The following is a 21,063-nucleotide window of genomic DNA, read 5'->3' as shown; positions in this document are numbered from 1 at the left end:
CACCTCCTCACCGGCCTATAGATGGATTTGTACCAACGAATGGATGATGGGCCGGGCGAGGGGGTTTGGTCAAGGGGTTGTGGCCTGCTAGAACCAGATCGTCTAAATTGTTGGAACAAAAGGGGTGAAAGTGGCAAGGTCGGTGCTGTATCAGCAGGTGGCTTCGGAGTTGAGACGAGCCATCTACTCGGGTGTCCTCGGCCCCGGGGCGCAGCTGCCGACCGAGGCGCAGCTCATGGAAGACCATGGGGTGAGCAGGAACACCGTCAGGCTGGCCCTCGGCGAACTCGTCAACGAAGGGCTGGTCACGCGCACGCCGCGGCGCGGGACGGTGGTCCGGGACCGCAGACCGCTGCTGATCTATCCGCAGCGGGAGCTGGAGCCGCAACCCAGTGGGGAACTTCGGGAAGCCTTCGCCTACGCCGTGGCGCAGGAGGGCCGTGCCCCGAGTCAGTACATCGAGGTCCTGACGGTGTCTCCGGTCGAGGAGATCGCCAGCAGGCTGGAGTTGGCCGACGGGGAATTGGCGGTGGTGAGACGCCGTCTGCGGTTCGTGGACGGCCAGCCGTACAACACCAACGATTCCTACTTTCCACGTGATCTCGTCGCCGACTCCGAGATCGCCAGGCCCGGAGACATCGCGCGAGGGGCGAACCGGGTGCTGGAAGAGCTGGGGCATGAGCAGATACGCGTCGTCGACGACATCTGGGCCCGCATGCCCAACCAAGAGGAAGCCGAGCGCCTCCAACTCGAACTCGGCACGCCAGTCATGGTCTATGTCCGCGTTGGTTTCGACGGGGCCGACATGCCCGTGCGTGTCGCGGTGTCGGTGCTGCCCGCCGACAAACATCTGATCAGATACGAGCTCGATCGCCGCTGAAGAGCTCGTTCGAAGGGGTGATCCCGCCGGCCGGGCGCAGCGAGAATTAGCCGCCTCGCTGGCCTCGGGGAGTCGTGCATACTCCCCCAAATCGCCATTTATCCATATATATCGGGTTAAGGCCCTTTTCGGCCACCGCGCACCATCGCGTCATCACGCTTTGTGCCGGCGCGGGCACCCGACGCAACGGGAGTTGTATTATGCACACGAACACGCTGCTTCATCCGCTCGCGCTCCGGCGCGCGGAACCCGCGGACCTTCCCGGCGTACTCACTCTCCTGGCGGACACCGCCGAGTGGCTCCATACGCAGGGTCTCAGGCAGTGGCCCCGCGGGGGTTTCGGTCCCGAGCGGATCGAACCGCTCATCGAGGAGCGGGTGCTCTTCCTGCTCGACGACGAGCTCAGATATCTCGACCCCGACGAAGCGGCACCACCGGTTGCCACCATAGCCCTCGACGACCACGCCGACCCGGAATTCTGGACACCCGCCGACGATCCGGGCGCGGCACTCTACATCCACAAGCTCGCCGTCGCCCGGCCGTGGTCGGGCAGCGGTCTCGGTGACGCCCTGCTCGACTGGGCCGGAGCCGCGGCCTGCTCCGCGGGGCTGCCCTGGCTGCGGCTCGACTGCGCCAAGGGCAATCCGCGCCTGCAGCGCTACTACCGCACCCGGGGGTTCCGGCACGTCCGTACGGTGGACCTGCCGCACCGGTCCTCCGGGGCCCTTTTCCAGCGCCCCTCGCTGGACCTTCCGGCCACGGCCTTCCGTGACCTGACGATGGCGGAGCTGATCAGCGCCTGACACTCCTGGCCCGGCCCCCGCGCGGGGGCCGGGCCCGCGTGTACGCCCCGTGGACCGGCGGACGCCGCCCGCCCGCGACCACCCGCAGCCCGCCGGTGCGCGGCCCCGCAGGAGGGCTCTCAGGCGGGCGGAGAGGCACTGTGAGGGTGTCATCCTGCCGCCTTTTGGGCTATGGCGGCAGAAGGGTGCAGAGCACCATATAGCCTCTCCAGCATGACCGGATCCCTGCTCGAGGTGATCGCGCTCAACGTGCGCGACGCCGTGGCCGCCGAACAGGGCGGAGCCGACCGGCTTGAGGTCGTCGCCGACATGGCGGCCGACGGGCTGACCCCCTCCCCGGAGACCGTGGCCGCGATCGCCGCGGAATGCCCCCTCCCCCAGATGGTGATGCTCCGGCGCGACGCCGGCTTCGCCGCCGACGCCGACGCGCTCGACCGGCTGGCCCGCGACGCCAAAGCACTGGCGCAGGCGGGGGCGGCGGGGTTCGTGTTCGGTTTCCTGGACGGGGCCGGCGCGGTCGACCTGGCGGCCACCGAGGCGCTCATCCACGCCGTCTCCCCGCTGCCCTGGACGTTCCACCGAGCCGTCGACCACGCCGCCGACGTGCAGGCGTCGTGGCGGGCCGTGCGGTTACTCCCCAACCTGGCCACCGTGCTCACCTCGGGCTCTCCCACGGGCGTGGGGAGCGGGCTGCCCGTGCTGAAGGCACGCGCCGGGGCGGGCGACGGCTCGATCATCCTGGCCGGTGGCGGCCTGCGGCCGGCGTACGTGCCCTCCCTGCTCGACTACGGCATCCGCGCCTTCCACGTCGGATCGGCCGTGCGGGCGAGCTGGTCGGACCCGGTCGAGTGGCGCCTGGTACGCCAGTGGCGCGCCCTGGTCGAACGCGACTGAGCCGCGGCCCTCACGGAAGGGTCAGGTCGGCGCGGCGGAGGGCGGCCGCGAGCGTGCGGATCGTGGCGGGCTCGTCCATGACGCCTCCGCCCGCCTGCCGCTGCTCCTCCCACGCGCTGACCCGCTCCCGGTAGGAGTCGTAGCGGGCCAGGTGGAAGGCGTAGACGGCGGCGAACCTGCTCACCAGGTGTGACGGGTGCATGTCCCAGCCCTGGTAGAAGCCGTGCCGCAACGAGTGCCTGACGAGCTCGGCGTGCCGGCGCCACAGCGCGTGCACGTCCTCCCTCCCGCCGGAGGCCGGCGAGGCGGCCAGCGAGCCGTCGGACAACTCCACCCCCGTGCCGGCGAACGCCGTCTGCATCACGTGCCTGGCGTGGTCGCAGGCCGGATGGTCGAGCCGCTGCTCGTGCGGCGGCAACCCGATGGCCGCCGTGTAGTCGAAGACCCCGAAATGCGCCGCCGCCAGCCGGCCGTCCAGCGACTCGGGCAGGTCACCGCGCAGGAAGTGCAGCGTCTGCGGCGCCTCCACCTGTATCTCGAACCGCAGCCGCGTCCCGAGCCCGCTCTCCAGCCGCGCCAGCACCCCGGCGAACTGCCCGAGGTAGGCCTCCATCAGCACCTTGGGGAAGGTCACCACGAACCCGCCGGGCAGTTCCCCGGCCCGCGCGACCACCCCCGTGACGAACCCGTCGAGCGTGCGCGCCGACCGCTCGGGGTCGCCGTCGGCGAACGACTTCACCCGCAGCCCCCACCGCCGTGGCAGCGCCCCGGCGGCGTGCAGCGCGGCCACCGCCCCGGCCGCCTGCTCCACGTGCCCGTCCTCGACCGCGTCAGGGCGTACGCCGTAGCCGTCCTCGAAGTCGACGCGCACGTCCTCGACGGGCTCGGACGCCAGCTTGCGCACCACCCGCTCGTGCACGGCCGGCGCCAGCCCGCCGGGCACGCCGAACACCTCGGCCAGCTCGCCCGGGCCGGCCAGATGGGCCTCGACCAGGGACGCCGCCTGGTCGCCCCACGCCGAGACCGTGCCGGCCGTGAACCGGTCGGCGGGGACGTAGACGGTGTGGACGGGCTGCCACTCCAGCTCGCCGGCGGGATAGCGGGCCAGCTGGACCGTGTACGCCTGCGCGAAACCCCTAAGGCCGGCACGCACGGAGCATGGCCTCCAAGCCCACGAGCTTGACGCGCTCGCCCCTGCCGAGCGACCTGGCCAGCTCGGCCTCGGCCCGCTCGATCGCCAGCCACTCCTCGTACGTCACCGGCCGCACCCCGCGCTCGGCCAGCAGCGCGTCGACGGAGCCGCGGTGAGCCCGCTCGTGTCCCGCGAGGTCGGCGAGGAGCGTGCGCACGGTCTCCGCGGCGTCGGACTTGTTGGTGCCGATCACCCCGGTGGGCCCGCGTTTGAGCCAGCCGGCCACGTATTCGCGCTCGCGCACCCGGCCGGCCTCGTGCGGCACGGTCATGGTCGCCTCGGAGAACGGCACTCCGGGCAGCGGCACGCTCTGGTAGCCCACGGAACGCAGCACCATGCCGACGGGCAGCGTCTCGAACTCGCCCGTGCCGACCACGCGGCCCTCGTCCGACAGCCGGGTGCGTTCGAGCGTGATGCCCTCGACCCGCTCGGTGCCGAGGATCTCCACGGGCCGCAGCCAGAAGCGCACGTCGAGGCGGCGCGGCCGGCCCACCGGCTCGCGCCCGGCCCACGACTGCAGGACCTTGATGTTGCCCTGGACCTGGCGCGGGAAGTCGCCGCCCAGCACGACCGCCTCCTCCGGGCGGACGCAGACGTCGGCGTTGGCCAGCTCGCCGAGCTCGCGCAGCTCCTTCAGGGTGAACTTGGCGTGCTCGGGGCCACGGCGGCCGATCATGTGGATGGCCTTGACCTGGCTGTGCTGGAGGCGTTCGAGCACGTCGTGGGGCACGTCGGTCGAGCGCAGCTCGTCGGACGTCTTGGCCAGCACCCTGACGACGTCGACGGCCACGTTGCCGACGCCGATCACCGCGACCTCGGAGGTGTCGAGCGTGAACCTGCCGGAGTCGACGTCGGGATGGCCGCAGTACCAGTTGACGAAGTCGGTCGCCGCCACGCTGCCCGGCAGGTCCTCACCGGGGATACCGAGCTTCCTGTCGACCATCGCGCCCGTGCAGTAGACCACCGCGTCGTAGACGCCGAGCAGGTCCTCGACGGAAAGGTGCTCGCCCAGCGTGACGCCGCCGAGGAAGCGCACCTCCGGGAGTTCCAGCACCCTGCGCAGGTAGTTGGCGATCGACTTGATCGACGTGTGGTCGGGCGCGACGCCGTACCTGACCAGCCCGTACGGGGTCGGCAGGCGTTCGAGCACGTCGACATGGACAGGCTCTGACGACTGCTTGACCAGGGCCTCCGCCGTGTAGATCCCGGCGGGACCCGACCCGATGACCGCCACGTGCAACGCCACGCTGCCTCCTAAGACCCGGTCGCACGAGACATGTGTCCCCTTAAGTACAACCGGCCGGTGTGATCGATGTATCCCCGATCGCCGACCCGGATGAACGCGGCCGGTGAACGGCGCACAACCGGGCAGTGCCGGCGTGACCGCTCGTCCGGACCGCATATTCAGGCCGTTTCTCAGGCCGTTCTTTTCAGGCGCCGAGCCCACCGTAACCCGCCCGTCCCCTCCAGGGGACCCCTGAGGCTCACGGCAGCCGGTCGCGCAGGGCCTGTTTGTCGATCTTGCCGTTGGCGTTGGCGGGCAGGGCGTCGACCACGATGACACGTCTGGGCACCTTGTGGCCGGACATGTTGTCCCTCGCCCAGGCGAGCAGGGCCTCGGGGTCGGGCGTCACGTCCGGCCGCGCGACCACGTACGCCAGGCCGGCCTCGCCCGCCACCGGGTCGGGCACGCCGATGACCGCGGCCTGCGCCAGCGAGCCCTCGCGCAGCAGCAGCGACTCGACCTCGGCAGGGGAGACGTTGAACCCGTTGACGATGTAGAGCTCCTTCTTGCGGTCCACGATGGCCAGGTTGCCGGCCTCGTCGAGCACGCCGACGTCGCCGGTGCGCAGCCAGCCGCCGGCGTCGACGGCCTCGGCCGTCCTGGCGGGCTCGTTCCAGTAGCCGCGCATCACGCCGTAGCCGCGCTGCAGGATCTCGCCGCGCTCGCCGGGAGCGACCTCCTCGCCGTCATCGTCGACGATCTTGACCTCGATGCCGGGCACGGGCCTGCCCGTGGTGTTCGCGATCACGTCGATGGGGTCGCCGGCCCTGGTCATGGAGACGACCGTGCCCTCCATCAGCCCGTACGCGTTGATCATCCGCTCGAGCCCGACCCGCTCGACCATCCTGGTGATCAGGGCGGACGGCACGGCGGCGGCCCCGCAGATGGCCACCCGCAGCGACGACACGTCCCACGAACCCCGGTCCAGCTCGTCGAGCAGCCGGTGGAACAGCGTGGGCGGGCCGGCGAGCACGCTCGCCCGCTCGGACGAGATCAGCGACATCAGGGCGTCGGGGGTGAAGAGCGGGACCGGCACCATCGTGGACCGGCGCAGCACGCACGCGACGAGCCCGGCGTTCAGCCCGAACCCGTGGCTGAACGGGGCGATCACCGGGTAGCGGTCGTGCTCGTCCAGGGTGACGATCTCGGACCAGTCCCAGTAGCCGCGCAGGATCTGGGCGTGGTCGAGCATGACGCCCTTGGGCGCGCCGGTGGTGCCCGACGTCGACATGATCTCGCACAGGTCGTCGGGGCGGACGGCGAGCGCCCGATCCTCGGCCTCCCCGGCGGAGACCTCCGCGCCCAGCGCCCGTAATCCGCCCGCCTCGGCGCTGACGACCCGCAGGCCGGGAAGCGGCGGCAAGAGGCCGGCGAGCGGGGCGTCCGCCGGGCCCGTCCCCGTGATCAGGACCTTCGCGCCCGTCTTCTCGATGAGCTGGGCCGCCTCGATGCCCTTGTACCGGGACGAGAGGGGCACGATGACCGCGCCCGCGTCCCAGATCCCGAAGGCGTGCGCCACCCAGGACGCCGAGTTCACCCCCCACATCGCCACCCGGTCCCCCGGGCCGACTCCCAGGGCGATCAGGCCGCGGGCGATCCCGGCCGCCGCGGCCCGCAACCCGGACAACGTCACGCCGGCGCCGCCCCCGGCGACCACGGTGACGCCGGGGTGGTGCCCGGCCTGGTCGCGCAGCATGCGGGGGAGCGTCCCCCAGTCCGGCATCGGTGCCATCGGCTCGCGCCTCCCGTCGCCTCTCAGGTGATGAGCGCCCGGTCCCTGCCGAGGTGGTGGCCGCGCAGGTCGGTCACCGTCGCGGGGAAGGGCGCCTCCGAGACGTTCCCCGCGATCTCCACGGCGATCGAGACGGGGGTCAGCGCCCGGAGTGCCTGCTCGATCCGCGAGCGCCACATGGGGTTGCCCACCAGGCTCTCGCGGGTGAACGTCACCGTCAGCGCCGCCGCGTCCAGCGTTCCCGGGCGGCTGATCGCCAGCTCCCAGCCCGCCACGCCGTCGATCGTCGCCAGCGCCTTCTCGACGCGGGGCAGGGCCAGCCACACGCCCCTCACGAGGACGTGCTCGCCGGCCGTATGGGCGGGGGCGGGGACGCCGGGACCGTGCTGAGGACCGGTCCTGACCACCAGCCCGGTTCTCAGCACGGCGTCGCCGAACGTCGCGTGGCCGCGAGGGGTGAGGACGAGCTCGGCCAGCGGGCCGGGCGGCGCGGACCGGTCGTCCTTGGTCAGGGGAGCCGGGGCGATCAGGCCGCCGGCGAGCGGCGTGAGCGGGTCGTCCTCGGCCGCGCGCCAGGCCAGGGCCGTGCCGCCGAACGGGCTCGCCAGCACCTCCGTGACGCGTGCCCCGAACTCGCCCGCCAGATGGCCGATCGTGCGCTTCGAGGCGATCTCGCCGGTGAGCACGATCGTCCTGAGGCCCAGGTCCAGCGGGTCCAGCAGGAACTCCAGGTGCAGGCGGGCCAGGAGGTCCATCGCCCCCGTGGGGGTGATGACCAGCGTGGTGGCCCTCAGCGCGGACAGCGTGTGGTGCAGCCGCATCCGGCCGCGCGGCCCGGTGCAGGCGGCGGCCGCGGCCACGTCGGCCGCCGCGGCGCTCCACAGCGCGCCCGCCGGCTCCGCCAGGGCCACCACGACGCGGTCGCGCTCGCCCACCCCCGCCGCGCGCAGCGCCGCGCCGGTCAGCGCGGACGCCGCCGCGCGGTCGTCCGGCCCCATCGGCAGGACGCTCGACGCGTCGGGGGAGACGAGGAGCAGGCCGGTGGCGGAGTGCCCGGCGGCCCCGAGGTCGTCACGGGTCAGCCAGGGACGGGTCACCGCGCCACCTCGGTCATGAACAGCGTCATCGCGTCGCACACCCGGTCGTGCGCCAGGCCGCCGACCTGCGCCTGGATGATGAGGTCAGTGGCGCCCGCCTCGGCGACCCTGGCCAGGGCCTTGCGCGAGCCCGCCACGTCGTCCACCACCACCATCAGGTTCTCGCGCAGGGTGGCCATCGCCTCCTCCGGGGGCAGCCCGGCCGCCAGCTGGCCCAGCACGCGGTGCGTGGCGTGGCGGGCGTCGTAGTAGCCGGGCGGGGTGACGAGGTTGACCTGGCGGCGGATGTACCACAGCACGGCGTCGGCGGCCGTGGCGGTCGCCTCTTCGCGGGTGGGGGCGACGTACCAGGGGATCATCAGGGCGACGCGCCGGCTGGCCGGGTCGAAGCCGCTCTCGGCCAGGCAACTGCGATATCTCGTGATGTCGGCGGCCACGTCGTCGATGCCCTTGAGCATGGTCATGCCGAGCAGGTTGTACCCGTTCCGCGCCGCCGCCAGATAACCCTCCAGCGACGTGGAGGCCACCCACACCGGTGGATGCGGCTGCTGAGCCGGCCGGGGGTAGACGGCCACGTCGGGGATCTCGAAGAAGTCGTTCGACCTGCTGACCGGCGCGCCGTCGGCCCGCCAGATCGCCAGCGTCGCCTCCAGCGAGTCCTCCCAGATCCGCCGCGACTGCTCGAACGGCCGCTGGAACGCCTGGTACTCCAGCGGCGAGGCGCCCCGTCCCGTGCCGAACTCCACCCGCCCGCCGCTGAGCACGTCCAGCGTGGCGACGCGCTCGGCCGTGCGGATCGGGGACTGGAACGGCAGGAGCACCACGCCGAGCCCCAGCCGGATGCGCTCGGTGCGCTGGGAGATGGCGGCGAGGACCAGGTCGGGGGCGGAGGAGTGGGAGAAGCCCCTGGTGAAGTGGTGCTCCACGAACCACGCGGTGTCGTACCCCAGCCGATCGCCCAGCACGACCTGCTGGATCACGTTCCTGAACGCCTGTTGTTCGACGTCGCGGGTGCGACCGCGGACCTCCAGTTCGTATCCCAGGCTGATCCGTAGGGACGTCATCGCGCCTCCGGCAAGGTTGGTGACCAAGCGCTCGCTTGGTCGAGCGTATCAGCGGCAAAGACTTGCGGGAAGGGCGCGGTGACGATCAGAGTGATGCCCGTGAAGCGAAAGCGCGCGCCGCGGCGGCCCAAGGACGGCGCGCTCCCCGGCCCCGGTCCTGGCAGCGGCCCCGACGCAGGCGACGACGACCTCTCGCTCACGAGCGCCCGCGGCTACGAGGCGTTCGGCCGGGTGATGGCCGCGCTCGCGACCGAGGTCGACTTCATCGAGTCGTGCCGCGACCTGACCTGGTGGCGCGGAGCCGACCACAGCTGGCACATCGAGTGGCGCGACGGCCCGTACGCCTCGGAGGTGGCCGAGCTCCTCTCAGGTCATGTCCGCGCCTCGGGCGGCTCTCTCGTCACCGAGGCGGGCCCGGGCGGCGCGGGCTCGGCCATGCTCGACGTGATGGGCGTGCGGTTCGAGTTGCGCGCGATCGACCCGATGGGCCGGGCCACCCTGCGGGCGCGGTCCGGTTTCTGGCGGCTGTCCGAGGCCCTCGACACCACCCGCCGCACCAACACCCGTCATCCGTGGGAGGAGCTGCTCGGAGGCTAGGCGCCCGCGAAGACGCGAGCCGCCAGGCGGGCGCGGTGGGCCTGCGGAGGCCCGAAGAGCTGCGCGTCCGAGGTGGCGCGCTTGAGATAGCGGTGCGCCGGGTGTTCCCAGGTGATCCCGATCCCCCCGTGGACCTGGATGTTCTCGCCGGCCGCCGCCAGATAGGCCTCCGTGCAGTACGAGCCCGCGATGGCCGCGGACACCTCGTCGCGGGCCGCGGCCTCCGCCGCCGAGCAAGCCGACTCCACCAGCAGGAGCAGATCGGCCAGCTTGTGCTTGATCGCCTGGAAGGACCCGATCGGCCGCCCGAACTGCCGCCGCGCCCTGGCGTGCTCGACGGCCATCTCCAGGCAGCGCCGCGCCCCGCCCGCCTGCTCGGCGGCCAGGGCCGCGATGCCGAGGTCGCGCACGCGGGTCCACGACCCGCCGTCGCCCAGCCGGCGTGCCGGGGCCTGGTGGAAGGCGAGCCGCTGCAACGGGCGGCTCTCGTCCATCGTCGCGTACGGCTCGCGCCGCGTCGGCACGGCCTCCACCAGCAGCCCGCCGGCATAGACGAGCACCACCTCGCCCGCCGGCGCGTACGGGACGTCGCCCGTGAGCAGGTCGCCCTCCAGTCGCAGGTCGCCGTCGCCCGGCAGCACCACGGTCGCGGTCGCCGAGCCGTCGGCGAGCGCGCTCAGCAGTTCCCCGGCCCCGCAGGCCTCGACCGCCGCGACGGCCATCACCGCCGACTGCAGGAACGGGTGGGGGGAGAGGACCCGGCCCAGCTCCCCGGCCACGGCCGCCATCTCGGCCGGGCCGCCGCCCGCGCCGCCGTGCTCCTGGGGAACGAGCAGCCCGGCGAGGCCGAGGTCGCGCGCGGCCTCCTGCCAGGACGCGCCCGGCCGGCCGGCGAGATAGGCGCGGACGGCGTCACGCAGCTCATCGGGAAGGCCCACGGACACATCCTAACCAAGCGATTGCTTGATGGTACGCCAATGACCCAATTTTGCCCTTTTTGTACGATTTCATAGTCTGGCACTGGTCATCCCTGCAATCTGCCGGGAAAGGGATGACCTGGGATGGAGATGGACACAACCACACTCGACTACGGCGACTACGCCGAATACGACCGGCGTCAGCGCAACATCGAACACCACCTGCTGGCGGCCTTCCTCGGTGGCCTGGCCGTCGGCCCCATGGGCATGCTCGTGACCGGCGAGGCCCCCGGATGGCTGGGCCAGATCTACGACCCGTACGTCTACTTCGCCCTCACCCTGGCGGTGGGCGCCACCGCCTCGGGATTCGGGTGGGCGCTGGTGACGACGTTCCTGGCGGGCCTGTCCACGCTGGTCTCGGCCATGGGCACGAGCGCCCTGCTCGGCGACGACGTCCTGGGCGCCGCCGGCGAGGCCGCGGGGGCCAACTGGACGCTCGTCCTGCTCGTCTGCCTGGGCCTGGCCGCCCACGTCACCCGCAGGGACGACGTGTGGGGCGACGTCGCGGCGGCCGCGGTCGGCGCGGCCCTCATCGCGGACGTGGCCGGCAGGGCGGTCCCCGGGCTCGTGGAGAGCGACGGCTCGTTCTGGCCGTATCCCGCGGCGGTGATCGGGCTGCTGTCCGTGGCGCTGGTGCTCGGGTTGCGCAGGAACGCGTGGGGACGGGTGCGCGCGCTGGCGATGTCGGCGGTGTTGTCGACCCTGCTCGCGGCCGGCCTGACCGGTTCGCTGGCGGGCCTGCTCCCGCTGCCGGTCTGACCGCGGGGACAACTAGCGCGGCGCGCCGCCGGAAGTCGATAGCCTGTAGTCCTTCAGAGCCGGGTTCGAGCAAGGAGTGGCCGTGTTGCTGCGCATGTCGTCGTTGTTTCTTCGCACCCTGCGGGACGACCCGGCAGACGCGGAAGTGCCGAGCCACAAGCTCCTCGTCCGCGCCGGCTACGTCCGCCGCGTGGCGCCCGGCATCTACTCCTGGCTCCCCCTCGGCAAGCTGGTGCTCGACAACATCACCAGGATCGTCCGCGAGGAGATGAACCGGATGGGCGGCCAGGAGGTGCTCTTCCCCGCCCTGCTGCCCCGCGACTACTACGAGGCGACCGGCCGCTGGACCGAATACGGTGACACGCTCTTCCGCCTGCAGGACCGCAAGGGCGCCGACTACCTGCTCGGCCCCACGCACGAGGAGCTCTTCACCGACATGGTCAAGGGCGAATACTCCTCCTACAAGGACTACCCGGTCATCCTCTACCAGATCCAGACCAAATACCGCGACGAGGCGCGGCCCAGGGCGGGCATCCTGCGCGGCCGCGAGTTCCTCATGAAGGACTCCTACTCCTTCGACCTCGACGACGACGGGCTCAAGCGCTCCTACGAGCAGCACCGCGAGACCTACATCCGCACGTTCGACCGCCTCGGCATCAACTACAAGATCGTCTTCGCGCAGTCGGGCGCGATGGGCGGCTCGGCCTCGGAGGAGTTCCTGGCGCCCACGCCCACCGGCGAGGACACGTTCGTGGCCTGCCGCGCCTGCGGCTACGCGGCCAACGCCGAGGCCGTCGTCACGCCCGCGCCCGCCGCCCGCTCCTTCGACGACGCAGCCGCGCTCCGGGTCATGGACACCCCTGACACCCCGACCATCGAGACGCTGGTCTCCTACGTCAACGAGCACCACGGCCTATCCGTCACCGCCGCCGACACCCTCAAGAACGTCGTCGTCAAGGTGACCACGCCCGGCTCCGACAAGGCCGAGACGCTGGTCATCGGCGTGCCCGGCGACCGCGAGGTCGACTTCAAGCGCCTGGAGGCCGCCCTGGCGCCCGGCGAGCCCGCCATCTTCGAGGCCGCCGACTTCGCCAGGCACCCGGGCCTCGTACGCGGCTACATCGGCCCGCAGGTCCTGCGCGAGCTCGGCATCCGCTACCTCGTCGACCCGCGTGTCGCCGCCGGCACGTCCTGGGTGACGGGCGCCAACGAGCCCGGCAAGCACGCCGCCGACGTGGTCGCGGGGCGTGACTTCGTCCCCGACGGCACGATCGAGGCCGCCGAGGTGCGCGCCGGCGACGACTGCCCCCGCTGCGGCTCCGAGCTGTCCATCGACCGCGGCATCGAGATCGGCCACATCTTCCAGCTCGGCCGCAAATACGCCGACGTGGCCGGGCTCGACGCGCTCGGCCCCGACGGCAAGCCCGTCCGCGTCACGATGGGCTCCTACGGCATCGGCGTCTCGCGTGCCGTGGCGGTCATCGCGGAGCAACTGCACGACTCGCTCGGGCTGGTGTGGCCGCGCGAGGTCGCGCCCGCCGACGTGCACATCGTCGGCACCGGCAAGGAGAACCAGGTCGAGGCCGCGCTCGCACTGGCCGCCGAGCTGGAGTCGCGCGGCCTGCGGGTGCTGGTCGACGACCGGGCGCAGGTCTCGCCGGGAGTGAAGTTCAAGGACGCCGAGCTGCTGGGGCTGCCGACGATCGTGGTGGTCGGGCGCGGCCTGGCGCAGGGCGTGGTCGAGCTGCGCGACCGCGTCTCAGGCGAGAAGTCGGAGATCCCGCTCGCCGAGGCCGCCGACCGCGTCGTCGCCGCCGCCTCCTCCTGAGGTTCCGCCGCGGCGCCCATCCGCTTGAGGGCGGGCGCCGCGACCTGCCGGCGGCACGACGTCCTGGCGCCGTCAGGCTGACGGCACGGAGGTCCTGGCGCGCCGCCGTACGATCGCCGGCCCGCTCTGGCACGCCGCCGCCACGAGCAGGATCGCCAGCGACACCGGCCGCGTCACGAACACCGAAGGGTCGCCCTCGCTGAACGCCAGCGCCCTCCTGAACTGCACCTCCATCAACGGCCCCAGCACCGCCCCCAGGATGAGCGGCGCCGCCGGATACCGCGCCCGGTGCAGCACCCACCCCAGCAACCCGAACCCGTACGCCACCAGCACCTCGAACACGCTCTGCGAGATCGAGTAGACCCCCAGCGTGGCGAAGGTGAGGATGGCCGCCGTCAGCAGCGCGGCGGGCACGCTGAGCAGCTTCACCCACACCCGGATCAGCGGCAGGTTCGGCACGAGCAGCATCACGTTGCCGAGATAGAGGCTCGCGATCAGCGTCCACACCAGCACCGGCTGCTGGTCGAAGAGCCGCGGCCCCGGCTGCACGTCGTAGATCTGGAACGCGATCAACAGCATGCTCGCCGTGGCCGAGGTCGGGATGCCCAGCGTGAGCAGCGGCACCAGCACCCCGGAGAACGCCGCGTTGTTGGCGGCCTCGGGGCCGTCAAGTCCCCATCAGCGAGGTGACCGTCACGAAGGCGAGCACCATGGTGACTCCTCCGCTCCCTGAAGGAAGCGGCTTCTCGCCCCGCTTACGCGAGAGACGACGGCCAAGCCCTGACCGATGCCCGAAAGCACAAGCACCATCCTGTCCGCAGGAGGCGACGGTGTCCGAGGTTCTGCCACTGAACGCCCGGGCCTTGGTGGCCCACCCGCTCCCGATTCCCCCATCGCCTGAAGGCGACGGTCCCCTCAGGAGGCTCTAATGGAGAGGTACTCGGCCGGCTGGATGAGCTTGGCGATGTTCGACATGCCGGGAGCCAGGAAGGTGATGACGACCGTGGAGATCGTGCCGGCCACGAACGACCCGACGGCCGCCGATCGCCAGCGCCGCCCCCGCCCGGCCGCGCCTGGCCATGGGATAGCCCTCCAGCGTCGTGGGGATGGAGGCCGTCTCGCCGGGGATGGTGAGGAGGATGGCGGTGGTCGAGCCGCCGTACATGCCGCCGTAGTAGATGCCGGCGAACATCACGAACGCCCCGACCGGGTCGAACACGAACGTCAGCGGCAGCAGCAGCGCGATGGTCGTGGCGGGCCCGAGCCCCGGCAGCACGCCCACCAGCGTGCCGACGGTGACGCCGAGGACGGCGAGCAGCAGGTTCTGCAGGCTCAGCGCGTGAGCGAACCCGTCGAGCAGGTTGCCGAGCACGTCCATCTCAGATCGCCAATCTGACCAGGCCGGGCGGCAGCGTGATGCCGAGCAGCCGGTCGAACAGGAAGTACGTGGCCAGCGCCAGCACCAGCCCCACGAGCACGTCGCACAGCGGCCTCCTGCTGCCCAGGACCCTGGCCACGACCGCGAAGAACACGGTCGAGGCCTGCCAGTAGCCGGCGGGGACCAGGGCCAGGGCGTAGCCCGCCAGCGCCGCCACCAGCAGGAGCACCGACGGCCAGTGCGTCTCCGCCTCGGCGTCCTGCGGGCCGGCCCTGAACGCCTGGACGACCCCGATCAAGGACACCACCGCCAGCCCGCCGCCGACCAGCAGCGGGAACGCCCGCGGCCCCACGGCCTGGTAACCCTCGCCCCGCGGGATCGCGAAGGCCTGGACCAGCACGACCACGGCCGCGAGCAGGAAGCCGGCGGAGACGATCCGCTGCGTCACGTGCCGAGCCCCAGCTCGCCCAGGATGGAGGTGACCTGCGTGCGCTGCTCGGCCAGCACCTTGCCGAACGCGTCGCCCGGCTTCCAGTCCTCGGTCCAGTTGTCGCGCTCCAGCACCTTCTTCCAGCACGAGGTCTTGCGCACCTCGTCGAGCAGGCCGATCACCTCCTGCTGCTGCTCCTCGGTCAGCCCGGCGGGCGCGAGCACGCCGGCCAGCGTGGAGACCGCCTCGTCGCCCAGGCCGAGCTCCTTCATCGTGGGCGCGTCGAGGCCGGGGACCCGCTGCTCGGCATCGACGGACAGCGCCCGCAGCTCGCCCGCCTCGATCTGCGCGCTCAGCTCCGCGACCGTGTCGATGCCGGCCGTCGCCGCCCCGCTGAGCAGCAGGTTCATGGACTCGCCACCACCCGCGGTGGGCACGAAGTTGATCTCTTTGGCGGCGACGCCACGCTGCTTGGCCAGCCCCGCCACCGTCATCTGGCCGGGCCCGCCGAGCGAGCCGCCGGTCCACTTGACGCTGCGGGGCCTGGCCTCCATCGCGTCGAGCAGCGCCTCCAGATCCTTGTACGGCGACTTCGCCGGCACCACGATGGCGCTCGGGCCCCGGCTCAGCCCGGCCACGGGGGTGAGCTCGGACAGGTCCACCGGTGACTTGTTGCTCACGATGCCGCCCAGCATGGTCACGCTGTCCATGACCATGAGCTGGTACGGGTCGCCCTTGTGCTTGGCGAACTGCGCCAGCCCGATGGTGCCGCCCGCGCCGGGCACGTTCGTCACCGTGGCGTCCACGTCGGCCACCTCGCACTCGCCGAGCGCGCCGGCGATGCCGCGTGCCCGCGTGTCCCAGCCGCCGCCAGGACTGCCCGGCGCCATGATCGACAGGGCCTTGCTCGGATAGGCGGCCCCGGCGCTCTCGCCGCCCACGGCGCAGCCGCTGAGGGTCACGGCCGCCGCGACGGCGGCCAGCAGCTTGATCTTCATGATGACTCCCGGGGGGTGAGGATCGAGGCGAAGAAGTCCTTGACCGGTTCGAGCACGCGCATCGGCTGGTGGCCGACGCCGGGCACGACGTCGAACCGCACGCTGATGCCGTGGGCCTCGAAGTTGTCGCGCAGGGCCGTGAGCCGGTCGACGCGGGTGACGCCGTGGGCGTCGGCGCCGTCCATCCAGTTGCTGTCGCCCTGGTTGTTGATCTCCCAGGTCTCCACGTCGGCGCTGCCCACGACCATCTGCACCGGCACGTCGCGCAGTTCGTCCACCCTGGGCGGGCAGCCGAACTCCTCCTCGAACCCCTTCAGCCCGATCCACCAGGGGCTGGTGTGGTCGATGTACGTTATCCGCCCCGGCGCACCAATGGACAATCCGGACAGCCGGTCGGGATGCAGGTAGCCGAACCGGTGCACGAACTGGCCGCCACCGGAGAATCCATGCAGCAGGAACCGTTCCGCCGCCACGTTGAAGCGCTCGGCGACCTCGTCCACCATGGCCAGCAGGACGCGGTCGAAGCGGATGTCCCCGTACCGGATGAACTTGAAGGCATGCAGGTCGTGCGGGTCCTCGATGCCGACGGGGAAGAGCGGGGCGAGCACCAGGCAGCCGTGCTCCTCGGCCCACCCGGCGAAGTTGTCGCGATACTGCGGGCCGCGCCGGCCGGTCCCGTGCTGCAGGACCACCATCGGCAGGGGAGCGCCGTCCGGGTCGTGCGCGGACGGCACGTACAGGCAGTACGAGAACCGCTGGTCGAACTTCGACGCGAACACGGTCGTGGCGCCCGCCGAGTAGAAGGCGGTCGGATGCTTGACCACATGCAATGCCTCAGTCATGAGGCGACAGCCTGGGTAAACGCCGGGTCACCCGCAAGAAGATTGACGCGTACGCGGTAATGTGCAGGGTGGCCGTCACGCTGTTCCTCGACTCATCCGCCACCGAATCCATCGTGGTGCGGCGCTCGCCACTGGCCGAGCTGTGCGCCTGCCTGCACGCGTTCGACGAGCCAGGGCACCATCCCGCCAGCGCCGCCTGGGTCGCCAGGGCGCGCCGCGACCTGCCCGACGGGCTGCTCGCGGCGGCGGCCGCCTGGGCGCCGCTGTGGGGGGCCTTCCGTGCCCGCTACCTGCTGCCGCTGTCCGCCACGCCCAAGCGCACCCTGGCCGGCGAGCTGCGGGAGGTGGCCGACCTGCCCATCGGCGACTTCACCGCGATGACCGTGCAGGCCCTGATCGGCAAGAACGACACCGAGCTGGTGCCGCTGCTCGGCGACGAGGAACTGAACCGGATGCGGCTGATCTCCACCAGCCGCGTGGAGATCGGCGCCAGGCTGCGCGCCGACCCCGAAGGGTTCCGTGAAGAGCTGCTCGCCTTCCTCGCCCGCTTCGCCGCCGCGGTGTTCGACGCCGAATGGCCGTCGCTGCGCCAGGCGATCGACCACGACGGCGCGCTGCGCACGCGTGATCTGCGCACGCGCGGGCCGCTGGCCCTGGCCGACCTCCCGACCGCCACCGCGACCAGGACCGCGTCGGGGTCGTTGCGGATCGTGTTCGGCAAGCTCTACAGCGCCACCGCCCGGGTGGACGCCGGGCGTCCCTGCCTGATCGTGCCGACCGTCCACGGGCGGCCGCACCTCGTGATCAAGCACTTTCCCGGCCATCCCGTGGTCATCCAGTACAGCGCCGGCACCTCTCCCGTTCCGACCCTGGAGACGGCCAGGCGCCGGCTCGCCGCCCTGCAGGACCCGACGAGGCTGCGGCTCTGCTACGCGATCCTGCGCAACCCGGTCGCCACCTCCGAGCCGGCCACCCAGCTCGGCATGACCGCGCCGCAGGTCTCCAGGCACCTGCGCAGGCTCAGGGAGGCCGAGCTCGTCCACACCCACCGGCGCGGCTCGGTCGTCTACTACCAGCTCGACGCGGCCGCCGTCGAGCGACTCGGACCCGACCTACTCTCCGTCCTGTACCGGTGAGGACGAGGGCGGCGGCGTCGCCGGCGGCGGCGCCGGCATGCCGGGGAACGCCGGGGGCTGGGCGGGGCGGAAGGCGTAGGAGCGGGTCACGGCCTCCTGCATGGCCAGCGCGGCGTGGCGGCGCAGCGCGTCGTCCTGCGCCGCGGCCAGCTCGAGGTAGGCGGCCGTGACGCCGCTCTCCAGGTGCACCGCCAGCTTGGCGGCCCGCGCGGCGTCGGACGGGACGAACGGCAGCGCGTAGGAGGCGTCGGGCTCGGCGGGCTTGCCGCCCCGGGAGATGATGTAGCCGCGCAACTGGTCGCGGCTCGCCCGGTGGGCCTTGAAGGCGGCGGTCATCCTGTCGCGCAACGACCCCGACGTGCGCGCGCCGAGCAGCCCGTACGCGAACAGCGCGGCGTGCTCGGCCGCCAGCGCCCTGCGCAGCTTCTCGATGTCGCCCGCGTTCACAACGACCTCGGCAGGGCGGCGGCGTGGGCCGCCTCGCAGGCGCCGATGCTGGCGATCAGCTGGGCCATCCCCGGTGACAGGCCGGCGAGCTGGCGGGCGCGCCGCGCCGCCGCCTTCCGCTCCAGGGAGCGCAGCCGGGACAGCGTGGGTTTCTCCGGCCTGGCACGTGCGGACGGCGACTCGCCCGGTGACTGGCCCGGTGACTGGCCCGGTGACTGGGCCGGTGACTGGGCCGGCGACTGGGCCGGTGACCCGCTCGGGGCCGCGGAGCCTGGAGGCACGTGCTTGCGCAGCGTGTCGACGTGCGCCTGATGCCGGTCGCGGAACGGCACGAGCTTCCGCGCGCCGTCGGCGATCAGCGACGAATAGAGCGCGATCGTGCCCTCCTTCTCCGCGATCAGCCCCTTCACCAGCACCGTCTCCGGCGAGTCGGACGGCGGCGCGGACGGTTGCGAAGGGCCGGAGGCGCTGCACGCGGTGAGAGCGGCCGCTCCGCCCGCCAGCAGGGCACGCCGGGAGAGCTGACGCGGGCGCACGACTTTGACCTCCCACTGTTTCACGGAGCGGACGGACGAGAAACCTGCTCATCGGCCCGCCGCTCAACCGCCGTGCCGCGCTGATGCCGTGGCGGCAGCCCGCCTGGCGGCTTTCTCGTCGGTAGCATCGTACGGGCTGGCACCCGGGATCGTTGTCAGGCGACGCTCCGCCATTCGAGCACGACGAGTGGCGCTCTTTTCGTGCCTCCGTACGGATAGGGTGTCAACTGTCGCCGCTGGCCGAGCGGCCAGGCGGCGGAGAGCCAGGGGCGAGGTCCGCCCGGCTGAGACATGACAATAGGGGAGGTCGATATGGGCAGCGCATCATCCCGCGACCACCTGATGAAGCTCCTTGAGCCCGTGGTCAGCGCGGAGGGCCTCGATCTGGAGGACGTCACGATCACGCAGGCCGGCAAGAGACGGCTGCTGCGCGTGATCGTCGACCGCGACGGCGGGGTGAGCCTCGACGACGTCGCCGACGTGAGCCAGGCGGTCTCCGCGGCCCTGGACGACACCGACGCGATGGGCCAGGCCGCCTACACGCTCGAGGTCTCCTCGCCCGGCGTCGACCGCCCGCTCACCGAGCCGCGTCACTGGCGGCGCGCCGCCAAGCGGCTGGTGAAGGCCGAGATGAGAGACGGCTCCGTGGTGGAGGGCCGCATCCTGGCGGCAGACGCCGGCGGCGTCGACCTCGACGTCGCGGGCGCCGCGCGCCGGCTTGATTACGAAGACCTGGCCCGGGGACGGGTACAAGTGGAGTTCCGCCGGATCGACGACGTCGACGGCGACGAAGGCTAAGGGGGAGCCGTCGTGGACATCGACATGAGCGTCCTGCGCAGCCTCGAACGGGAGAAGGACATCTCCTTCGACCTGGTCGTCAAGGCGATCGAGGACGCGCTGCTGATCGCCTACTTCCGCACCGACGGCGCCGCCTCCAAGGCGCGTGCCGAGCTCGACAGGCAGAGCGGTCACGTCACGATCTGGGCCGGCGAGATCGACGATGAAGGCGAGATCGTCAGGGAATATGACGACACGCCCAGCAATTTCAGCAGGATCGCCGCCACCACCGCCAAGCAGGTCATCCTGCAGCAGCTGCGCGACGCCGAAGACGAGATCAACTTCGGCGAGTTCGCCAGCCGCGAGGGCGAGCTGGTCTCCGGCGTCATCCAGCAGGGCAAGGATCCGCGCGTGGTGCTGGTCGACCTCGGCAAGATCGAGGCCGTGCTGCCCCATGCCGAGCAGGTCCCCGGCGAGGAATACGTGCACGGCGAGCGCATCCGCGCCTACGTGGTGCAGGTGAAGAAGGGCCACAAGGGCCCGTCGGTCACCCTGTCGCGCACGCATCCCGGGCTGGTGAAGAAGCTGTTCGCGCTCGAGGTGCCGGAGATCGCCGACGGCACCGTGGAGATCGCCGCGGTGGCGCGCGAGGCAGGCCACCGTACGAAGATCGCGGTCAGGTCCCGCAAGCCCGGCGTCAACGCCAAGGGCGCGTGCATCGGCCCGATGGGGTCACGGGTCCGTAACGTGATGACCGAGCTGCACGGCGAGAAGATCGACATCATCGACTGGTCGGAGGATCCGGGCGAATTCGTGGGGAATGCCCTGTCTCCCGCGCGCGTTTCCCACGTTGAGGTTCTCGATCTCGACGGGCGTGTGGCGCGTGTGACCGTTCCCGACTACCAGCTCTCGCTGGCCATCGGCAAAGAGGGGCAGAATGCCCGGCTTGCCGCGCGACTGACAGGATGGCGGATCGACATCCGTCCCGACACCCAAGCCGAGGATGCCGCCGGTTCCGTAGATGCGTCGACACGGTAAGCTGGAATATGGTGGCCTGGCCGCCCCACAGCGCACCTGTGTGGGCTGCAGGGTTCGCACGGCTAAGTCCGAGCTGCTCCGCCTGGTGCGGGTCGAGGATCACGTGGTTCCCGACCTGCGAGGACGGCTCCCCGGGCGTGGTGCATCGCTGCATCCGTCCGTGAGCTGTCTGGAGCTTGCCGAGCGTCGCCGAGCGTTTCCGCGCGCGTTCCGCGTGCCGGGACCGCTTGACGTCTCGCGCGTGCGGGCGCACCTGGAAGGAGAACCACGAAATGTCATGGAGGACGCCGAGTTGATGGGCGGAGTCAGATTGCTATGAGCGCCTGATGAGCACGCGGCGATGAAGACGTCAAGGTAGCGACGGTCCGGACGG

The 21,063-nt window shown here is 71.6% G+C and carries 23 protein-coding genes; 10 read left to right on the top strand and 13 right to left on the bottom strand.

All coding sequences use genetic code 11. The features are described 5' to 3' along the window. Window positions 1–130: 130 nt before the first annotated feature. The 3 genes from ACZ6SA_RS04045 (at window position 131) to ACZ6SA_RS04035 (ending at window position 2,577) form a co-directional block, all read left to right on the top strand. Window positions 131–880 carry a GntR family transcriptional regulator gene (locus ACZ6SA_RS04045; protein WP_465826515.1) on the top strand — a complete coding sequence of 250 codons (750 nt, stop codon included), beginning with the start codon at window positions 131–133 and terminating at the stop codon, window positions 878–880. Window positions 881–1,080: 200 nt separating this feature from the next. Further along, window positions 1,081–1,683: a GNAT family N-acetyltransferase gene (locus ACZ6SA_RS04040; RefSeq protein ID WP_347641518.1), complete on the top strand. Its 603-nt coding sequence runs from the start codon at window positions 1,081–1,083 to the stop codon at window positions 1,681–1,683. A gap of 213 nt (window positions 1,684–1,896) precedes the next feature. Then, the gene (locus ACZ6SA_RS04035; RefSeq protein WP_347641519.1) at window positions 1,897–2,577 is read left to right on the top strand and encodes a copper homeostasis protein CutC; all 681 of its coding nucleotides are present in this window, start codon (window positions 1,897–1,899) and stop codon (window positions 2,575–2,577) included. A 10-nt stretch (window positions 2,578–2,587) separates the two neighbouring features. Here the strand turns inward: ACZ6SA_RS04035 and ACZ6SA_RS04030 are convergent, their stop codons facing one another. From ACZ6SA_RS04030 to ACZ6SA_RS04010, 5 genes are all read right to left on the bottom strand, one after another. Beyond that, window positions 2,588–3,730 carry a DUF6986 family protein gene (locus tag ACZ6SA_RS04030; RefSeq protein ID WP_465826513.1) on the bottom strand — a complete coding sequence of 381 codons (1,143 nt, stop codon included), beginning with the start codon at window positions 3,728–3,730 and terminating at the stop codon, window positions 2,588–2,590. Continuing rightward, on the bottom strand, window positions 3,714–5,015 hold the full coding sequence (locus ACZ6SA_RS04025; protein ID WP_443150170.1) for an FAD-dependent oxidoreductase: 1,302 nt from the start codon (window positions 5,013–5,015) through the stop codon (window positions 3,714–3,716). The genes ACZ6SA_RS04030 and ACZ6SA_RS04025 overlap by 17 nt, the downstream gene beginning before the upstream one ends. Before the next feature lie 238 nt (window positions 5,016–5,253). After that, window positions 5,254–6,786 (bottom strand): AMP-binding protein, encoded by a 1,533-nt coding sequence (locus ACZ6SA_RS04020; protein ID WP_465826512.1) that lies wholly within the window; start codon window positions 6,784–6,786, stop codon window positions 5,254–5,256. Between the two features lie 23 nt (window positions 6,787–6,809). Then, on the bottom strand, window positions 6,810–7,883 hold the full coding sequence (locus ACZ6SA_RS04015) for a phenylacetate--CoA ligase family protein (protein ID WP_465826510.1): 1,074 nt from the start codon (window positions 7,881–7,883) through the stop codon (window positions 6,810–6,812). Then, on the bottom strand, window positions 7,880–8,947 hold the full coding sequence (locus ACZ6SA_RS04010; RefSeq protein ID WP_465826508.1) for an LLM class flavin-dependent oxidoreductase: 1,068 nt from the start codon (window positions 8,945–8,947) through the stop codon (window positions 7,880–7,882). Before ACZ6SA_RS04010 ends, ACZ6SA_RS04015 begins: the two co-directional genes overlap by 4 nt. Window positions 8,948–9,040: 93 nt before the next feature. On the opposite strand from ACZ6SA_RS04010, the gene ACZ6SA_RS04005 reads away from it, so the two are divergent. After that, a complete protein-coding gene (locus ACZ6SA_RS04005) occupies window positions 9,041–9,544 on the top strand; it encodes a hypothetical protein (RefSeq protein WP_347641525.1) in 504 nt (167 codons plus the stop codon). Here the strand turns inward: ACZ6SA_RS04005 and ACZ6SA_RS04000 are convergent. Continuing rightward, on the bottom strand, window positions 9,541–10,482 hold the full coding sequence (locus tag ACZ6SA_RS04000) for an acyl-CoA dehydrogenase family protein (protein WP_465826506.1): 942 nt from the start codon (window positions 10,480–10,482) through the stop codon (window positions 9,541–9,543). The two genes, ACZ6SA_RS04005 and ACZ6SA_RS04000, sit on opposite strands and share 4 nt — an antisense overlap. 123 nt (window positions 10,483–10,605) lie before the next feature. Here ACZ6SA_RS04000 and ACZ6SA_RS03995 point away from each other — a divergent pair, with 123 nt between their 5' ends. Both ACZ6SA_RS03995 and ACZ6SA_RS03990 read left to right on the top strand, forming a co-directional pair. Beyond that, complete coding sequence (locus tag ACZ6SA_RS03995) at window positions 10,606–11,280, top strand: hypothetical protein (protein WP_465826504.1); 675 nt, start codon at window positions 10,606–10,608, stop codon at window positions 11,278–11,280. Between the two features lie 82 nt (window positions 11,281–11,362). Further along, window positions 11,363–13,108, top strand: coding sequence for a proline--tRNA ligase (locus ACZ6SA_RS03990; protein ID WP_465826503.1), 1,746 nt, complete (start codon window positions 11,363–11,365; stop codon window positions 13,106–13,108). Between the two features lie 72 nt (window positions 13,109–13,180). Here ACZ6SA_RS03990 and ACZ6SA_RS03985 read toward each other — a convergent pair whose 3' ends face one another. From ACZ6SA_RS03985 to ACZ6SA_RS03965, 5 genes are all read right to left on the bottom strand, one after another. Beyond that, window positions 13,181–13,732 carry a tripartite tricarboxylate transporter permease gene (locus ACZ6SA_RS03985; protein ID WP_465826502.1) on the bottom strand — a complete coding sequence of 184 codons (552 nt, stop codon included), beginning with the start codon at window positions 13,730–13,732 and terminating at the stop codon, window positions 13,181–13,183. A 301-nt stretch (window positions 13,733–14,033) separates the two neighbouring features. Beyond that, the gene (locus ACZ6SA_RS03980; protein ID WP_465826500.1) at window positions 14,034–14,486 is read right to left on the bottom strand and encodes a tripartite tricarboxylate transporter permease; all 453 of its coding nucleotides are present in this window, start codon (window positions 14,484–14,486) and stop codon (window positions 14,034–14,036) included. Between the two features lies 1 nt (window position 14,487). Further along, complete coding sequence (locus ACZ6SA_RS03975) at window positions 14,488–14,934, bottom strand: tripartite tricarboxylate transporter TctB family protein (RefSeq protein ID WP_465826498.1); 447 nt, start codon at window positions 14,932–14,934, stop codon at window positions 14,488–14,490. Continuing rightward, window positions 14,931–15,914, bottom strand: coding sequence for a Bug family tripartite tricarboxylate transporter substrate binding protein (locus ACZ6SA_RS03970; RefSeq protein ID WP_465826497.1), 984 nt, complete (start codon window positions 15,912–15,914; stop codon window positions 14,931–14,933). Before ACZ6SA_RS03970 ends, ACZ6SA_RS03975 begins: the two co-directional genes overlap by 4 nt. Next, window positions 15,911–16,756: an alpha/beta hydrolase family protein gene (locus ACZ6SA_RS03965; RefSeq protein WP_465826496.1), complete on the bottom strand. Its 846-nt coding sequence runs from the start codon at window positions 16,754–16,756 to the stop codon at window positions 15,911–15,913. Before ACZ6SA_RS03965 ends, ACZ6SA_RS03970 begins: the two co-directional genes overlap by 4 nt. 68 nt (window positions 16,757–16,824) lie before the next feature. On the opposite strand from ACZ6SA_RS03965, the gene ACZ6SA_RS03960 reads away from it, so the two are divergent. Then, window positions 16,825–17,892: an ArsR/SmtB family transcription factor gene (locus tag ACZ6SA_RS03960; RefSeq protein WP_465826494.1), complete on the top strand. Its 1,068-nt coding sequence runs from the start codon at window positions 16,825–16,827 to the stop codon at window positions 17,890–17,892. Here the strand turns inward: ACZ6SA_RS03960 and ACZ6SA_RS03955 are convergent. Together ACZ6SA_RS03955 and ACZ6SA_RS03950 are read right to left on the bottom strand one after the other, a co-directional pair. Next, a complete protein-coding gene (locus ACZ6SA_RS03955; protein ID WP_465826493.1) occupies window positions 17,869–18,339 on the bottom strand; it encodes a ferritin-like domain-containing protein in 471 nt (156 codons plus the stop codon). The genes ACZ6SA_RS03960 and ACZ6SA_RS03955 overlap by 24 nt on opposite strands. Beyond that, complete coding sequence (locus ACZ6SA_RS03950; RefSeq protein ID WP_465826491.1) at window positions 18,336–18,875, bottom strand: hypothetical protein; 540 nt, start codon at window positions 18,873–18,875, stop codon at window positions 18,336–18,338. Before ACZ6SA_RS03950 ends, ACZ6SA_RS03955 begins: the two co-directional genes overlap by 4 nt. A gap of 312 nt (window positions 18,876–19,187) precedes the next feature. Between ACZ6SA_RS03950 and rimP the strand changes: the two genes are divergently transcribed. From rimP to ACZ6SA_RS03935, 3 genes are read left to right on the top strand one after another with little or no spacing between them, the layout of a single operon-like run. Next, the gene (gene rimP / locus ACZ6SA_RS03945) at window positions 19,188–19,673 is read left to right on the top strand and encodes a ribosome maturation factor RimP (protein WP_465826490.1); all 486 of its coding nucleotides are present in this window, start codon (window positions 19,188–19,190) and stop codon (window positions 19,671–19,673) included. Between the two features lie 24 nt (window positions 19,674–19,697). Next, window positions 19,698–20,690 carry a transcription termination factor NusA gene (gene nusA / locus ACZ6SA_RS03940; RefSeq protein WP_347643102.1) on the top strand — a complete coding sequence of 331 codons (993 nt, stop codon included), beginning with the start codon at window positions 19,698–19,700 and terminating at the stop codon, window positions 20,688–20,690. Continuing rightward, window positions 20,674–21,009 carry a YlxR family protein gene (locus tag ACZ6SA_RS03935; protein WP_347641537.1) on the top strand — a complete coding sequence of 112 codons (336 nt, stop codon included), beginning with the start codon at window positions 20,674–20,676 and terminating at the stop codon, window positions 21,007–21,009. Before nusA ends, ACZ6SA_RS03935 begins: the two co-directional genes overlap by 17 nt. Window positions 21,010–21,063 lie beyond the last annotated feature (54 nt).

Source organism: Nonomuraea sp. NPDC049378 (assembly GCF_055586745.1).
The sequence above is the reverse complement of the archived record's forward strand: the minus strand, read 5'-3'. Positions and strand labels throughout refer to the sequence as shown.

Bases quoted from the DNA above. Each gene is read 5' to 3' on its own strand.
- ACZ6SA_RS04040 (WP_347641518.1), top strand. From the start codon at position 1,081: ATGCACACGAACACGCTGCTTCATCCGCTCGCGCTCCGGCGCGCGGAA.
- ACZ6SA_RS04035 (WP_347641519.1), top strand. From the start codon at position 1,897: ATGACCGGATCCCTGCTCGAGGTGATCGCGCTCAACGTGCGCGACGCC.
- ACZ6SA_RS04020 (WP_465826512.1), bottom strand. From the start codon at position 6,786: ATGGCACCGATGCCGGACTGGGGGACGCTCCCCCGCATGCTGCGCGAC.
- ACZ6SA_RS04010 (WP_465826508.1), bottom strand. From the start codon at position 8,947: ATGACGTCCCTACGGATCAGCCTGGGATACGAACTGGAGGTCCGCGGT.
- ACZ6SA_RS04005 (WP_347641525.1), top strand. From the start codon at position 9,041: ATGCCCGTGAAGCGAAAGCGCGCGCCGCGGCGGCCCAAGGACGGCGCG.
- ACZ6SA_RS03995 (WP_465826504.1), top strand. From the start codon at position 10,606: ATGGAGATGGACACAACCACACTCGACTACGGCGACTACGCCGAATAC.
- ACZ6SA_RS03980 (WP_465826500.1), bottom strand. From the start codon at position 14,486: ATGGACGTGCTCGGCAACCTGCTCGACGGGTTCGCTCACGCGCTGAGC.
- ACZ6SA_RS03970 (WP_465826497.1), bottom strand. From the start codon at position 15,914: ATGAAGATCAAGCTGCTGGCCGCCGTCGCGGCGGCCGTGACCCTCAGC.
- ACZ6SA_RS03965 (WP_465826496.1), bottom strand. From the start codon at position 16,756: ATGACTGAGGCATTGCATGTGGTCAAGCATCCGACCGCCTTCTACTCG.
- rimP (WP_465826490.1), top strand. From the start codon at position 19,188: ATGGGCAGCGCATCATCCCGCGACCACCTGATGAAGCTCCTTGAGCCC.
- nusA (WP_347643102.1), top strand. From the start codon at position 19,698: ATGAGCGTCCTGCGCAGCCTCGAACGGGAGAAGGACATCTCCTTCGAC.
- ACZ6SA_RS03935 (WP_347641537.1), top strand. From the start codon at position 20,674: ATGCGTCGACACGGTAAGCTGGAATATGGTGGCCTGGCCGCCCCACAG.